The organism is Brevundimonas sp. GW821-FHT09G01, from assembly GCF_059416065.1.
This window is the reverse complement of the sequence record NZ_JBWKOL010000008.1, coordinates 16,039-30,435: the sequence shown is the minus strand read 5'-3', so window position 1 is coordinate 30,435 and position 14,397 is coordinate 16,039. Positions and strand designations below refer to the sequence as shown.

Sequence of the window (14,397 nt, the reverse complement as noted above, 5' to 3'; positions counted from 1 at the left end):
CAAAACAATTGAGGTTCGCCATGTCTTGCGGCGTCGCCCTGGCCATTTCCCTGCTGCTCACCGATCCGAACGTGGCCGCCGCCGCGGCCCTGCCGCCGCCCGCCGCCGATGCACCGGTTTCGGTCGCCGGCGAGCCCCTGTTCGCCGACATCATCTCCCGCTCGGGCGACCTGCGCGGCGTCGTCCGCGACTGGATGGCCTCGGGCGCCGCCGACCAGCCCAACTTCCTGACCGGCGCGATCTTCACCGGTTTCAAGGCGCGCGCCGCCGAACTGGCAGCGCTGGACATGCAGGGTCACCTGATCCTCAAGGAACGCGGCACCGACGGCGACCTGAAATGCATCCTGCGCGGCATTTCAGAAGACATGCCGAAAAAGGTCGAGGCCGTGGAATCCGCCGCTTCGCCCGCCGCCCGCCGCGTGGCCCTGGATGAGCTGGCCTATCTGCTGAACGACAACGTCGAGGTCATCACCGCCCCGCCCGCGCCGCCGGTCTAGGTCTCCGCCGTCTCCGCATACTTCACCGAGCACCCGTAAGGGGTGGCGAAGGCGGTGCGCATGGGGTTGCCCGACGCCAGATCGTCCAGGGCCCGGCGCACGAAATTGGTCGCGCCCTGCAGGTCGGCCGTATCGGTGGTCGGCTTGTCGTCGATGCCGCCGACATAGACCAGCCGCCCCTCGCGATCGATGATCCGCATGTCCGGCGTGGTCCTGGCCCCGTACAGTTTGCCGACCTGGCCCGTCGGATCCAGCAGCAGATGGGTCGAGTTGGCTCCGGTCCGGGCCTTCCAGCCGCGCGCGTCGTCTCCGGTCACATAGCCCTGCGTCCCCGGCGCCGAGGAGATGACGCTCAGCCAGACGACGCCGTCCTCGACGGCCTCGCGCTGCAGGGCCTGCATGGCGCCGGAGTAGTGCTTCTTCACATAGGGACAGCCCTCATTGGTCCACTCCAGCACCACCACCTTGCCGCGGTAGTCGGCCAGGGAACGCGGCGCGCCTTCGGCGTCGACCAGGGTGAAGGCTGGAGCCGCCTGACCGGCCATCGGCATCGCGCCCGGAGCGGCCGCCGGGGCCGGAGCCTTCGCCTTCTCCGGCGCGGCGGCGGGCTGCTGGCAGGCGGCTAGGGCGAGAACGGCGAGAGCGGCGACGGTCAGGCGGATCATGGCGGTCTCCTTCAGCGGCGGGTCAGGGCCTCGACGACGACGCCCTCGGTCAGCAACTGGGGCAGGACTTCGGGCTCCGCCTGTCCGGGCCGGTACAGCAGATAAAGAGGAACGCCGGAGCGGCCCCGGCGCTGCAGCTCGGCGGTGATTGCGTCATCGCGCCGCGTCCAGTCCCCGACCAGGTAGACGGCGTTGGTCTGTTCCATCGCCCGCTTCACCCCCGGCGCGCCCAGGGCGGTGCGCTCGTTGATCTTGCAGGTCACGCACCAGTCGGCGGTGAAGTTGACCAGCACGGGGCGGCCTTGCGCCAGCGCGGCGTCGACGGCCGGCGCCGACCAGGCGGCCGCCTCGGGTCCGGCGGGATCGGCGGCGGCTTCGACCGGCGCCCGCACGGCCAGCGTCAGGGCTCCGCCCGCCAGCACCAGCAGGACCAGACCCGCCGTCGCATGGATCACGCCGCGTCGGCCCAGCGCCTGCTGCCCCTGACCGGCGCCGACCAGCCACAGACCCGCCGCCGCCAGCAGTCCGGCCACGAACAGCAGGCCCAGGGCGTCCGCTCCGGTCTGGCGGCTGAACACCCAGGCCAGCCACAGGGCGGCGCCGTACATGGGGAAGGCCAGCAGGCCTTTCAGCCGCTCCATCCAGGCGCCGGGGCGCGGCAGCCTGGCCAGCAGGCGCGGGCTCAGGCTGACCAGCACATAGGGCAGGGCCAGGCCCAGCCCCAGCATCAGGAAGACCGCCAGCGCCATCGGCCAGGGCATCAGCAGGGCGGCGCCCAGGGCGAAGGCCATGAAGGGCGCCGTGCAGGGCGCGGCCACGATCACGGCCAGCGCCCCGGTGAAGAAGGCGCCGATCCCGCCCGGCAGGCGGGCCAGCGGACCGGACCCGGCGCCCTGCAGCCCGGCCCCGACGTGGAAGACCCCTGACAGGTTCAGGGCCACGGCCAGCATCAGCACGGCCAGTCCCGCCGTCACCGGCGGCGACTGCAGCTGGAAGCCCCAGCCGATCGCCTCGCCGGCCGCCCTCAGGCCCAGCAGCACGCCCGCCAGGACCAGGAAGGTGACGAGAACGCCCGCCAGGAAGGCCAGCCCGTCCATCCGCGAGCGCCGGGCGTTGTGAGCCGAGGCCGCCAACGCCGCCGCCTTCATCGCCAGGATGGGGAAGACGCAGGGCATCAGGTTCAGGATCAGCCCGCCCAGCAGGGCGAAGGCCATGGCCTGGGCGAAGACGGCCCAGCCGGTCCCCGGGGCCTGCGCCGCCGGGGCCGCGTCGGGCAGGGCGGCAAGGTCGCCCGACCCGGTCGCGCCCGGCAGGACGGGACCCGGCTCAGCGGTGATCTCGAACGCCCCTTCTGAGGTGGCCAGAACGCCCGTCACCGGGCCGGTCAACCCTCCGGCCAGGACCTTGCCGCCCGCGCCCAGCACCAGCGTCAGGCCGTTCGGGCCCCATGAGCCCGTCTGCGCGGCGGCGTGGTCGATGGTCCCGGCGGCGTAGGGGAAGAAGTAGCCGGCGCCCGGATCCTTGCCCGCCAGCGGCCCGCCGGTCGCGGTCAGGGTCAGGACGCCGTTGTCCAGCGTCGCCCGGGCGGTGATCCCGGCCGGGCGCGGGGCCTGTTCCAGAACCCGGGCGATGGCCGCGCCGTGGGCGGAATCCTGGGGCGCGGCGCCCTCGCGGATGGGCAGGTCCATGTTCAGGGTCAGTTCGTCCGGCACGCACATCTCGGCGCTGCAGACCAGGAACAGGGCCTTCACCGACAGCGGCAGGGTCGAGCCGGGCCGGGCGTCGGCGGGAATCTCGACCGGCACCGGCAGATAGACCTTGCCCTCATAGCCGTAGTTGACCAGCCCCTGCAGCCGCTGCCGCTCGGGCAGGGGCCAGACGATCTCGCCGGCGCGCACGCCGTTGGGCAGGGTCCAGTTCAGGGTGGTCGCGCCGCCGGAATCGCCCGGATTGCGCCAGTAGGTATGCCAGCCGGGCTGGATGTCCTGACGGATCGCCACCACGGCGGTCGAACCCGGCGCGGCCCAGCGGCTCATCGAGACCAGCTCGGCCTCGATGCGCTCGCTGCGCTGGGGGCCGGCCTGCGCCCAAGCCATGGCGGGGGCCAGCAGCAGGCCGGTCAGGATCAGGAAACGGAACAGCAGGCGGCGCACGCGACGGTCTCTCGCTCGGGAAGCGGGGACCTTAGCCGCCCCTGCCCCCCGCCGTCACTGTCCGCCGCCAGCGTCAGGTCGCCTCAGCGTTCCGGATCAGCGTCCGCGGGGCGCGGCTTCCACCAGCACCTCGGTGCGGCGGCGCATGGGCTCGTTGGCGCCCGCCGTCGTGGTCGCGCCCGCGTCGCCGACCGCGCCCAGCTCGAAGGCCGGGGTCGGCCATCCGGCGGCCGCCAGCGCCTCGGCCACCGCCACGGCCCGGCGTTCGGACAGGCTCAGGTTCGAGGCCACGTCGCCGGTGGCCGAGGCCAGGCCCAGCACCTGCACCCGCTTGATGTCGCAGCCCTGCAGCTGCGTCGCCGTCAGGCCGATGGCCTGCAGCGCCGGATTGGTCAGCCGCGCCTCGTTCTCGGCGAAATAGACCTCGAACCGCTTCGTCGAGCACGCCGATGGCTCGGCGACCAATTCGCTGCGGTCCCGCATGCCCGGCGTCCAGCCGCACCCGGCCAGGGCCGCCGCGGCGGTCGTGATGATGATCAGACGTTTCATAGGCATCCCCTGTCTCCTCCGCCCAGCCCCGGGCGGCGCAAGAAAAAGGGCGGCTCGTCGCCGACGAACCGCCCCGGAACTTCAGGCTAAAGGCCCGCGCTCCCTAGCGGCGGCGCTGACCGTTTTCCCAATAGCACTCGTCCTGACGGCCGTCGTAGCAATAGTAGTACCGGCCTTGGCTGTCGCTGTAACGGCGCTGGTTGGCGCGGTCTTGCGACGAGCCGCGGATCGCACCGGCGGCGCCGCCGACGACGGCGCCGATGGCCGCGCCGGTGCCGGCGTTGCCGTTACCTACGTTGTTGCCGATGATGGCGCCGGCGACAGCGCCGATGCCGGCGCCGATGGCGCCCTGACGGACCGTTTCATTCGAGCCGCCGTAGCCGTCGCTGGCGCAGGCCGAAGCCATCATGCCGGCGGCCGCAATCGCGATGATCGCCTTCTTCATGGTGTGTTCCTCACATCCCTCGGGTTCGCCCCGTGGGTGAGAACGCTGGATAAGCGTCACGGTTCCCCGGCCTATGACGAAGGTTAAGCCTGTATTAGGCTTGGTTCCGGCGGCGCGGAGGGCGCGCGTCGGGATTTTCGGGTGAGACGGGGGTTTCGTATGCGTTTTTCTGAACCGGTTCGTATGGCGGACGATGGCGAGCACAGCCCGGTATGGGCGCGCACCAGGCGTCGGCGCGGGGCCAATCCCCTGGTGGGCGTCATCGTGACCCTGCTGGCGGTGTTCGGCGTTCTGACGGCCGTGCTGGGCGTCAAGGAACGGTCGCTGGCTGAAGGCGGCGCGATCATGGACGGCTGGATCTCCAGCGCCGTGGCCGCCGTGAAGGGCGAGGCGCCCAAGGTCGCTGACGAGGCGGTCGACGCCGCCGGCGCCGCGGCCGGCAAGGCGGGTGACGCGGCCCAGGCCGGCGCCGCCGCCGCCACCGACGAACTCAAGAAATAACCGGCGCCGCGGGGCCTCGCGCCGCCGGAACATCCCCCGTCGCGGGACGTTCGGGCGGCATGAGCACGACAACGGCTACGGTTTCCGACCCGGCGGCCGCATCTCCGGATGCGGTCGTCGAACCACGCCCGCTGACGCCCCATCTGGAGCTGTCGCGGGTGATCATGCTGGTCAATCCGCTGTCCGGCGGCGTGGGCTCGCGCGCGGTGGCGGAGGCCGAGGCCATCCTGTCCCAGTACGCCTGTGACGCCTCGGTGGTGTCGCTGGAAGGCGACCAGTTCGACCAGCAGATCCAGGATGCGCTCGACGCCAGGCCCGACGTCCTGTTCGTGCTGGCGGGCGACGGCACCGCTGGCACGATCGCCTCGCGCGCCGGTCCGGACGGCCCCCTTGTCGCGCCCCTGCCCGGCGGCACCATGAACATGCTGCCGCGGGCGCTGTACGGCACCGCCGACTGGAAGCTGGCGCTCCAGAAAGCCCTCGAGGAGGGCGCGCCCCAGTGCGTCGCGGGCGGCGAGGTCACGGACGGCGAGGTCAAACAGGCCTTCTATTGCGCGGCCATCATGGGCTCGCCGGCGCTGTGGGCGCCCGCCCGCGAGGCCATGCGGACCGGCAAGCTGAAACTGGCCTGGCTCTACGCCCGCCGGGCCTTCAAGCGGGCGTTCAGCGGCCGCCTGCGCTTCTCGCTGGACCAGCGGCCCGAGCGCCGCGCAGAGGCCCTGGTCCTGATCAGCCCGATGATCTCGCGCGCCATGGAGGAGAACACCGGGCTGGAGGCTGCGGCCATGAACCCCAGCGACGCCATGGAAGCCTTCCGTCTGGCGGCGCATGCGGTGATGGACGACTGGCGACAGGATCCGGCGGTGACCACCCGCGCCACCCGGAACGTCACGATCCGCGCCCGTTCGCGCATCCCGGCCGTCATCGACGGCGAGCCGGTGCTGCTGCGGCATGAGGCCAAGGTGCGCTTCATTCCCAAGGCCTTCCAGGCGCTGGCGCCCATCCCGCCGGCGGCGGAGGACGCCGTCTAGTGGGGCGTATCCTCCAGTTCTCTGACATCCATTTCGGCTGCGAGCATCGCCACGCCTGCGCCGCCGCGCTCGACTACGCCCATGCCCACCCGGCCGACCTGATCCTGATCACCGGCGACATCACCCAGCAGGGCTTCCCTGACGAGTTCGCCGCGGCGGGCGAGTGGATCCGGCGCATGCCAGACCCGCGCTTCGTCATCGTCGGCAATCACGACGTGCCCTACTGGAGCCTGACCGCGCGCCTGTTCCATCCGTGGAAGGCGTTTGAGAAGGCCACCGGACATCCGGCCCACGATCACCAGTTCCTCAGCCCCGACCTCATGGTGCGCGGCGTGGTGACGGCGCGCGGCTGGCAGGCCCGTGCCAACTGGTCCAAGGGCATCATCGACCTGGATCAGACCCGCAAGGCCGCCGAAGCCCTGCGGCAGGCCCCGGTCGGCGCCCTGCGCGTGCTGGCCTGCCATCATCCGCTGGTCGAGATGATCGGCACGCCCATGACCGGCGATGTGAAGCGCGGCGACGAGGCGGCGCTGATCTTCGCCGAGGCCGGGGTCGATCTCATCACCACGGGCCACGTCCATGTGCCCTTCGCCCTGCCGATCAACCTGGGCGACCACTGCTCCTATGCGGTCGGCTGCGGGACGCTGTCGCACCGCGAGCGGGGGGTTCCGGCCGGCTTCAACCAGATCGAATGGGACGCCCACGAGATCACGGTGACGGCGATCGCCTGGACCGGCGAGCGGTTCGAGCCCAGCCAGACCTGGCGGCTGCCGCGCCGCCAGGACACGCGCAAACCCGCTACCGCGCCCGATCCCAACGCTCCGGGCGAGCGCGAGCGCGCGGCGGTCTGAGGTTGCGCGGCGGCCCGAACCGCGCTTGAGGTCCCGCCCGTCCGATCGAAAGCAAAACCGTGATGAAGACCGTCCATGTGATCGGCGCCGGACCCGCGGGCCTGATGGCCGCCGAACGGCTGGCCGGCGGCGGCGTCCGCGTCGTGGTCCACGAGGCCATGCCGTCGGTCGCTCGCAAATTCCTGATGGCCGGACGCGGCGGCCTGAACCTGACCCACTCCGAGCCGCTGGACAGCTTCCTGGGCCGCTACAATGAGGCCGCGCCGGCGGTCTCGGCCTGGCTGGACCGCTTCTCCCCCACCCGCCTGATCGGCTGGGCGGAGGGTCTGGGACAGGCGACCTTCACCGGCTCCTCGGGCCGGGTGTTCCCCAGGGCGATGAAGGCCTCCCCCCTTCTGCGGGCTTGGCTGGGCCGGCTGTCGGACCTGGGCGTCGAGGTGCGGACCCGTTCGCGCTGGACCGGCCGCCGCGACGGCGGCTGGGTCTTCGCCACCCCGAACGGCGAGACCGTCGAACAGGCCGACGCCGTGGTTCTGGCGCTCGGTGGAGCCAGTTGGCCGCGTCTGGGTTCGGACGGGAGCTGGGCGGACGATCTGCGCACGGCGGGAGTCGAGGTCGCGGATTTCCGCCCCTCCAACGTCGGCTTCGACGTGGCGTGGAGCGAGGTCCTGATCGAGCGGTTCGCGGGCGAGCCGCTGAAGACCATCAGCCTGACCCACGATGGCCAGACCGTGCGCGGCGATCTGATGCTGACCCGCTACGGACTGGAGGGCGGGGTGGTCTACGCCCTGTCCGCCGCCCTGCGCGACGCCATCGCGCGCGACGGCGCCGCGACGGTGGCGGTCGATCTCCGCCCCGACCTGACCATCGAACAACTCGCGGCCCGGCTGACCCGGGCGCGCGGCAAGGACAGCGTCACCAACTGGCTGCGCAAGGCGGGCGGCCTGTCGCCTGCGGCGGTCGGACTGATGCGGGAAATCCCGGGCGCGATCCCGGAAGGCGCCGACAAGCTGGCCCGGCGGATCAAGGCGGTGCGCCTGACCCTGACCGGGGTGCAGGGGCTGGAGCGGGCCATTTCCTCGGCGGGGGGCGTCCGTCTGGACCAGGTCGACGATCGGCTGATGCTCAAGGCCCTGCCGGGCGTCTTCGTGGCCGGCGAGATGCTGGACTGGGAGGCTCCGACAGGCGGCTATCTGCTTCAGGCCAGCCTGGCGTCGGGCGTGGTCGCGGCGGACGGGCTGCTGGACTGGCTGGGTCCCGCGGGGCAGGGTGACCGCCCGTCCTGACCGCCCGGAGTATCCGCATGCGCCTGAGATCGATCCTCGTTTCGGCCACGGCGCTGCTCTGTCTCGCGAGCGCCGCCCCCAGTCTGTCCTGGGCCCAGCAGGCCAACCCAGCCCGCCTCAACGAATACACCCGCGTCCTCGCCTCGGATGAATTCGAAGGCCGGGGCGTGGCCACGCCGGGCGAACAGAAGACCGTCGACTATGTAGTGGCGCAATTCCGGGCGCTCGGCCTCGAGCCGGGGGGACCGGACGGCCAATGGGTGCAGACCGCCCATCTCAGCCGCACCCAGCAGGACGGACCCGCCGTCATCACGGCCACCGTCGGCGGCGCGACCCGGACGCTGGAGCGGGGTCCGCAGATCCTCGTGGCCAGCGACCGGCCCGTCGACCGCATCACCGTCGCCGACGCCCCGGTGATCTTCGCCGGCTACGGCGTCGATGCGCCCGAGCGGAACTGGGACGACTTCAAGGACGTCGATGTGCGGGGCAAGATCCTGCTCGTCATCGTCAACGACCCCGACTTCGGCGCGCCCGAGGGCCACCCTGTGACGGACCGGTTCGACGGCAATGCGATGACCTTCTACGGTCGCTGGACCTACAAATTCCAGGAGGCGGCGCGGCAGGGGGCCGCGGGCGTTCTGGTCATCCACGACACCGCCGGCGCCGGCTATGGCTGGAGCGTGTTGGAGAACTCCTCCACCGCGCCCGACTTCGACATCGTGCGGACCAACTGGGAGGCCGAGCGCGTGCCGGCCCAAGGGTGGATCCAGGGCGCGGTGGCGGAACAGCTGATCCGCGACGCGGGTCTCGACTACGCCGCCCTGCGCGATCAGGCCCGTACGCCGGAGTTCCGGCCGGTCGCACTGCCCGGGGTGACGATGTCGATCGACTTCGGCCAGACCCACGCCAACATCGAAAGCCGCAACATCCTGGCCCGCATTCCGGGGTCGGAGCATCCGGACGAGACGGTGCTCTACGGCGCCCACTGGGACGCCTATGGCCGCGCCACGCCGAAGAACGGCGACGACATCTATAACGGCGCCGTGGACAACGCGACCGGCGTGGCCGCCGTGCTGGAACTGGCGCGGCTGTTCAAGGAAGGCCCGCCGCCGCAGCGCTCGGTGGTCTTCGCCGCCTGGACCGCAGAGGAGGCGGGGCTGCTGGGCGCGGAATACTACGCCGCCAATCCGGTCTGGTCGCTGGAGACCACGGTCGCCAACATCAATATGGACAGCTTCCTTCCGGGCACGGAGGTCTCGCCCGAGATCGTCGTCATCGGCGCCGGCAAGAGCCAGACCGACGCCTGGATCGAACGCCGGGCGACCGAACAGGGCCGCCGCCTGATCCCCGACCCCGCGCCCCAGGCCGGCGGCTTCTACCGCTCCGACCACTTCCCGCTGGCCAAGATGGGCGTCCCGGCCCTGTTCGCCGCCGCCGGCTTCACCGGCCACAACGCCGCCAGCCGGGACTACGTCCAGAACCGCTATCATCAGCCTTCGGACGAGTGGACGCCGGACTGGGTGATGGACGCCGCCGCCGTGGACGTGAACCTGCTCTACGCCGTTGGCCGCGACCTGGCCGACAGCCGGGAGTGGCCGCAATGGAACGCAGGCGCCGAGTTCGAGGCGGCGCGGAACGCCTCGGCGGATCGGCGGGAGTGACGGACGCGGGCGAGGCCGGTAGGAGGACCGCATGACCGACCTGCCCGACATCCACGGCGTCTGCCCGCCCGAATTCGCCGCCGTGAAGGACGCCTTCGCGGCCAACTTCACCGATGCGCCCGAGGGGCTGAACGAGCAGGGCGCGCGGTTCAGCGTCTGCAGGGGCGGCGAGGTGATCGTCGACCTGTGGGGCGGCTGGGCCGACGCAGCGAAGACGGTTCCGTTCGGCGAGCGGACCCTGACGCCGGTGTTCTCGACCGGCAAGGCGGTGATGGCCCTGCTGATCGCGACCTGCGTCGAGCGCGGGCTGCTGGATTACGAGGCGACGGTCGCCAGCTATTGGCCGGCCTTCGGGCAGGCGGGCAAGGACCGGATCACCGTCGCCCAGATGATGAGCCATCAGGCGGGCCTGCCGGGCTTCGACACGCCGGAGGACCCGGCGATCTGGTTCGACCGCGAGGCGACCCTGGCGCGGCTGTGCGCCCAGACGCCGATGTGGGAGCCGGGCACCGCGTCAGGATACAGCCCGATCGTCATCGGCTATCTGGCGGGCGAGCTGTTCCGCATCGTCGACGGCCGGACCATGGGCACGGCGCTGCGGCAGGACTTCCCCGGCCTCGACCTGTGGATCGGCCTACCGGAGGCGGAGCACGACCGGGTGGCGCAGATGCGCAAGCCGGCCAAGGCGACGGACCTGGGGCGCATCGACGCCATCAAGACCGCCGCCTTCCTGGACAAGGGCTCGTCGCCCGGCGGGCGGGGCTCGGCCGAGTGGCGCTCGATCGAGATCCCGTCGGCCAACCTGCACGGGACCGCGCTGGATCTGGCCCGCATCGCCGGCGTCATCGCCAACGGCGGCGCGTTCGAGGGGCGGACCGTCCTGTCGCCGGAAACCCTCGCCGCTGCGACGCGCGAGCGCATCCACGGCCTGGACAAGGTGCTGCCCTTCGTCATGGGCTGGGCGGTCGGCTTCACCCGCAACGACGGGCTGAACATCTTCGGCCCGGACGAGACCACGGTCGGCCACTGCGGCTGGGGCGGCAGCTGCGTCCTGGCAGACCCGGCGCGCGGCCTGTCGGCGGCTTATGTGATGACCCGCCAGTCGGCCTATCTGATCGGCGACCCGCGCGCCCAGCGGCTGATCGGGGCCCTCTACGGCGCGCTCTGACTTCGCTTCGGCGCCGTCAGGGCGCCGATGATCCCGGCGGCGAAGGCCGCCAGCGCGCAGCTGAACATCACCCAGATGTAGCCCCAGTGAAACGCGTTCCTCAGCCCGCCGTCGTCGGTCTCTCCCGACATGAAGGCGCCGAGCAAGTCCCGGGCGACGCCACGGCCCTCGGCATGGTGGGCGAACTGCGCCGACAGCACCACGCCCAACACCGCGACCGCGAGCAGACCGGCCACTCGGGCGACGGCGTTGTTGATCCCCGAGGCCACGCCGGTGTGGCCTTCGGGAACGGCGCCCATCACCGCCGCCGTCAGCGGTCCGACCGCCAGCGTCATGCCGACGGCCAGCACGGTCATTCCGGCCAGGGGACCTCCGACATAGCCCGCGGTGCGCGGCATGATGGCCAGAAGGATCAGGCCGACGCCGGCCAGGGCGGGGCCCAGCCCCAGCGACAGCCGCGCTCCGAACCGGTCGGCCAGCTTTCCGGCCGCGCCCGAGAACAGACTCATGATCACGGCGAAGGGCAGCATGGCGGCGCCCGCCATCGTCGCGCTCCAGCCGTGCACCCGGATCAGCTGGAACGGTAGGAAGAACATCGCCCCGCCGAGCGCGAAATAGAGCAGCAGGGTCAGCAGGTTGATCCCGCTGAACACGGGGGACCGGAACAGGCCCAGCGGCATCATCGGGTGTTTCTCCCGCGCCTCGGCCCACAGGAAGGCCGCCAGCAGGGCCGTTCCGCCCGCCAGGCCGCCGACGATCCACGGGTCGGTCCAGCCCAGGTCCGGCGCCGCCGTCAGCGCCCAGGTCAGGGCGGCCAGCCCGGTCATGGCCAGCACGGCGCCGAGCCAGTCCAGTCCCTTGGCGTCCGCGTCCCGGCTTTCGGGCACGGCCTTCAGGGTGACCAGGGCGGTCAGGGCGGCCAGCGGGACATTGATCCAGAAGATGAAGCGCCAGTCCGCCGCATCGGCCAGCCAGCCGCCGACCAGCGGACCGATCATGCCGAACAGGGCGCCCGCCCCGGCCCAAGTCCCGAAGGCCTTGCCGCGCTCCTCGGGCGGGAAGACCGCGCCGATGACGGCCAGGGCCCCCGGCGTCAGCAGGGCCGCGCCGACCCCCTGCACCGCCCGCCCCGCGATCAGGAGTTCGACGCTCGGCGCCAGGCCGCAGGCGACGGAGGCGAGAGCGAAAAGCGCCACCCCGATCAGGAAGACCCGACGCCGTCCGAACCGGTCGCCCGCCGCCCCGCCGATCAGCACCAGGGCGCCCAGGGTCAGCAGATAGGCGTTCGACACCCACTGCACGGCGGCGGGCCCGGCGCCCAGATCGCGCTGGATGGCGGGCAGGGCCACACCCAGGGCCGAGCCGTCGATGAAGGTCAGGCTGCTGCCCAGCACCGTGGCGACCAGCACCCAGTGTTTACGGCTCTTGGACAGGGTCATGAACCGACGCTACGCCGGTTCAGCGGAATCCTTCAACGCCTGACGCGCGGCGCGCACCCGGAACCAGGCGGCCGCCGCGAACACGCCAGCGCCGATCCAGATGAAGGCGAAGGAGGCGATGCGAAGCCCTGTCAGCGCCTCGCCCGCCCAGACGCCGACGGCGAACTGAAGGGTCGGGGCCAGGAACTGGATGAAGCCGATGGTCGACAGCGGCAGACGGCGCGCGGACCAGGCGAACAGGGCCAGGGGCAGCACCGTCGCCGGCCCGTTGACCAGGGCCCAGAGGGTGTTCGTCGGGCTGTCGAAGGCCACGCCCCCGCCGGTGTGCTGCAGCCACAGCACCCAGACCAGACCCAGCGGCGCCAACAGCAGGCATTCGACCAGCAGGCCGGCCTGCGCGTCGATCGGCACGCGCTTGCGGATCACGCCGTAGCTGGCGAACGACAGGGCCAGGGCTATGGAGATCCATGGCGGCCGACCCAGGGCCACCGCCTGGAGCGTGACGCCGACGGCGGCCAGGCCGATGGCGACCCAGCCCCATTTGTCGATCTTCTCGCGGAACAGCCACAGGCCCACGACCATGTTGAGCAGCGGGTTGATGTAGTAGCCGAGGCTGGCTTCCAGGGTGGAATGGTGGGTGGTCGCCCAGACGTAGATGCCCCAGTTCACTGCGATCAGCACCGTCGACAGCGACAGCCAGGCCAGGACCTTGGGCGTGCGGAAGACCGCCAGGACCTGGCCGCCCTGTTTCGCCAGCAGGACCAGCAGGCCCGCGACCACCACCGCCCACAGGGCGCGGTGGGCCAGGATCTCGAACGCGTCGAAACCGACGGCGTGCTGGCCCATGAACAGCAGGGGCATCAGCCCCCACAGGGTGTAGCAGGCGAAGGCGGACAGCAGGGCGGGACGGCTCTGGTCGGAGCCGGGAGCGGGGGCCATGGGCTTCTCCTTCGCCGACGGACTAGTCCGGGGAGGGCGGCGAGGCTGGCGGGAAACGGCCGCGTCTGGAGACGCGCCGACGCTTAGACAGTCAGGGTGCGATAGCCGCTGGAGGATTTGATCGTGCCGGTCTCGTCGAGCAGCTGGGCGATCTGGACGGCGTTCAGGGCCGCGCCCTTGCGCAGGTTGTCCGACACCACCCAGAACGACAGGCCGTTCTCGACCGTGTGATCCTTGCGGATGCGGCTGACGTAGACGGCGTGCTCGCCGGCGGCGTCGACCGGGGTGATGTAGCCGTCGGCCTCGTGCTTATCGATGACCTGCACGCCGGGCGCGTCACGCAGGATGGCGCGGGCCTCGTCGGGGCTGATCGACTTGTCGAACTCGACGGTCACCGACTCGGAGTGGCCGACGAAGACCGGCACGCGGACGCAAGTGACCGTCAGCTTGATGTTCGGATCCAGCATCTTGTGGGTCTCGTCCCACATCTTGGCTTCCTCGTCGGTGTAGCCGTCGTCGCGGAACGAGCCGATGAAGGGCAGGACGTTGAAGGCGATCTGCTTGGGGAATTTTTTCGGCGTGGCGTCGCCCAGGCCGTAGATGGCCTTGGTCTGGTTCCACAGCTCGTCCATGCCTTCCTTCCCGGCGCCCGACACCGACTGATAGGTCGAGACCACGACGCGCTTGATCTTGGCGGCGTCGTGCAGGGGCTTCAGGGCCACGACCAGCTGGACGGTCGAGCAGTTCGGGTTGGCGATGATGTTCTTCTTCTTCGCCAGCTTGATGTCGTCCGGATTCACTTCCGGCACGATCAGCGGCACATCCGGGTCCATGCGGAAGGCGGAGGAGTTGTCGATCACGATCGGACCGGCCTTGCCGATCTTTTCGGACCATTCCTTCGACACCCCGCTGCCGGCCGACATCAGGACCAGGTCGACGGTCGAGAAGTCGAACTGCTCCAGGTCCTGGGCCTTCAGCGTGCGGTCGCCGAAGGAGACCTCCATGCCTTTGGATTTGCGCGAGGCGATGGCGTGCATTTCATCGACGGGGAATTCCAGTTCCTCGATGATGTTCATCATCTCCCGACCGACATTGCCGGTGGCGCCAACGACAGCGACGCGATAGCCCATGAGCATATTCCTTGGTGCGCCTACGCTCGCCACACGGTGGCTTGCGGCTTGAGCGCGATAGGGGGTGTGGATAAGCAAGATT

Annotated in this window: 14 protein-coding genes; 7 read left to right on the top strand and 7 right to left on the bottom strand. The window is 70.9% G+C overall.

All coding sequences use genetic code 11. From position 1 onward, the window contains the following. Positions 1 to 20: 20 nt before the first annotated feature. Positions 21 to 497 (top strand): hypothetical protein, encoded by a 477-nt coding sequence (locus AC07NB_RS14630; RefSeq protein WP_494570580.1) that lies wholly within the window; start codon positions 21 to 23, stop codon positions 495 to 497. On the opposite strand, the gene AC07NB_RS14625 is transcribed toward AC07NB_RS14630, so the two are convergent. The 4 genes from AC07NB_RS14625 to AC07NB_RS14610 form a co-directional block, all read right to left on the bottom strand. Then, positions 494 to 1,162 carry a thioredoxin family protein gene (locus tag AC07NB_RS14625; protein ID WP_492312022.1) on the bottom strand — a complete coding sequence of 223 codons (669 nt, stop codon included), beginning with the start codon at positions 1,160 to 1,162 and terminating at the stop codon, positions 494 to 496. The genes AC07NB_RS14630 and AC07NB_RS14625 overlap by 4 nt on opposite strands. An 11-nt stretch (positions 1,163 to 1,173) precedes the next feature. Beyond that, complete coding sequence (locus tag AC07NB_RS14620; RefSeq protein ID WP_494570579.1) at positions 1,174 to 3,315, bottom strand: protein-disulfide reductase DsbD family protein; 2,142 nt, start codon at positions 3,313 to 3,315, stop codon at positions 1,174 to 1,176. Between the two features lie 96 nt (positions 3,316 to 3,411). Further along, the gene (locus AC07NB_RS14615) at positions 3,412 to 3,870 is read right to left on the bottom strand and encodes an OmpA family protein (RefSeq protein ID WP_492312020.1); all 459 of its coding nucleotides are present in this window, start codon (positions 3,868 to 3,870) and stop codon (positions 3,412 to 3,414) included. Positions 3,871 to 3,967: 97 nt separating this feature from the next. Next, positions 3,968 to 4,309, bottom strand: a complete 342-nt coding sequence (locus AC07NB_RS14610; protein ID WP_291836999.1) for a YMGG-like glycine zipper-containing protein — start codon at positions 4,307 to 4,309, stop codon at positions 3,968 to 3,970. Positions 4,310 to 4,468: 159 nt separating this feature from the next. Between AC07NB_RS14610 and AC07NB_RS14605 the strand changes: the two genes are divergently transcribed. From AC07NB_RS14605 to AC07NB_RS14580, 6 genes are all read left to right on the top strand, one after another. Then, positions 4,469 to 4,810, top strand: coding sequence for a hypothetical protein (locus tag AC07NB_RS14605; protein ID WP_291837001.1), 342 nt, complete (start codon positions 4,469 to 4,471; stop codon positions 4,808 to 4,810). 59 nt (positions 4,811 to 4,869) lie between these two features. After that, positions 4,870 to 5,841 carry a diacylglycerol/lipid kinase family protein gene (locus AC07NB_RS14600; RefSeq protein ID WP_291837003.1) on the top strand — a complete coding sequence of 324 codons (972 nt, stop codon included), beginning with the start codon at positions 4,870 to 4,872 and terminating at the stop codon, positions 5,839 to 5,841. After that, positions 5,841 to 6,692 carry a metallophosphoesterase family protein gene (locus AC07NB_RS14595; RefSeq protein ID WP_494570578.1) on the top strand — a complete coding sequence of 284 codons (852 nt, stop codon included), beginning with the start codon at positions 5,841 to 5,843 and terminating at the stop codon, positions 6,690 to 6,692. The genes AC07NB_RS14600 and AC07NB_RS14595 overlap by 1 nt, the downstream gene beginning before the upstream one ends. A gap of 62 nt (positions 6,693 to 6,754) precedes the next feature. Next, positions 6,755 to 7,978, top strand: coding sequence for a BaiN/RdsA family NAD(P)/FAD-dependent oxidoreductase (locus tag AC07NB_RS14590; protein WP_492312712.1), 1,224 nt, complete (start codon positions 6,755 to 6,757; stop codon positions 7,976 to 7,978). 17 nt (positions 7,979 to 7,995) lie between these two features. Next, on the top strand, positions 7,996 to 9,639 hold the full coding sequence (locus tag AC07NB_RS14585; protein ID WP_492312018.1) for a M20/M25/M40 family metallo-hydrolase: 1,644 nt from the start codon (positions 7,996 to 7,998) through the stop codon (positions 9,637 to 9,639). 31 nt (positions 9,640 to 9,670) lie between these two features. Further along, positions 9,671 to 10,807: a serine hydrolase domain-containing protein gene (locus AC07NB_RS14580; RefSeq protein WP_494570577.1), complete on the top strand. Its 1,137-nt coding sequence runs from the start codon at positions 9,671 to 9,673 to the stop codon at positions 10,805 to 10,807. Here the strand turns inward: AC07NB_RS14580 and AC07NB_RS14575 are convergent. The 3 genes from AC07NB_RS14575 to AC07NB_RS14565 form a co-directional block, all read right to left on the bottom strand. Further along, the gene (locus AC07NB_RS14575; protein WP_494570576.1) at positions 10,792 to 12,246 is read right to left on the bottom strand and encodes an MFS transporter; all 1,455 of its coding nucleotides are present in this window, start codon (positions 12,244 to 12,246) and stop codon (positions 10,792 to 10,794) included. The genes AC07NB_RS14580 and AC07NB_RS14575 overlap by 16 nt on opposite strands. Positions 12,247 to 12,255: 9 nt before the next feature. Then, positions 12,256 to 13,185 (bottom strand): EamA family transporter RarD, encoded by a 930-nt coding sequence (rarD, locus tag AC07NB_RS14570; protein WP_492312015.1) that lies wholly within the window; start codon positions 13,183 to 13,185, stop codon positions 12,256 to 12,258. A gap of 83 nt (positions 13,186 to 13,268) precedes the next feature. Beyond that, the gene (locus AC07NB_RS14565; RefSeq protein WP_291834893.1) at positions 13,269 to 14,315 is read right to left on the bottom strand and encodes an aspartate-semialdehyde dehydrogenase; all 1,047 of its coding nucleotides are present in this window, start codon (positions 14,313 to 14,315) and stop codon (positions 13,269 to 13,271) included. Positions 14,316 to 14,397 lie beyond the last annotated feature (82 nt).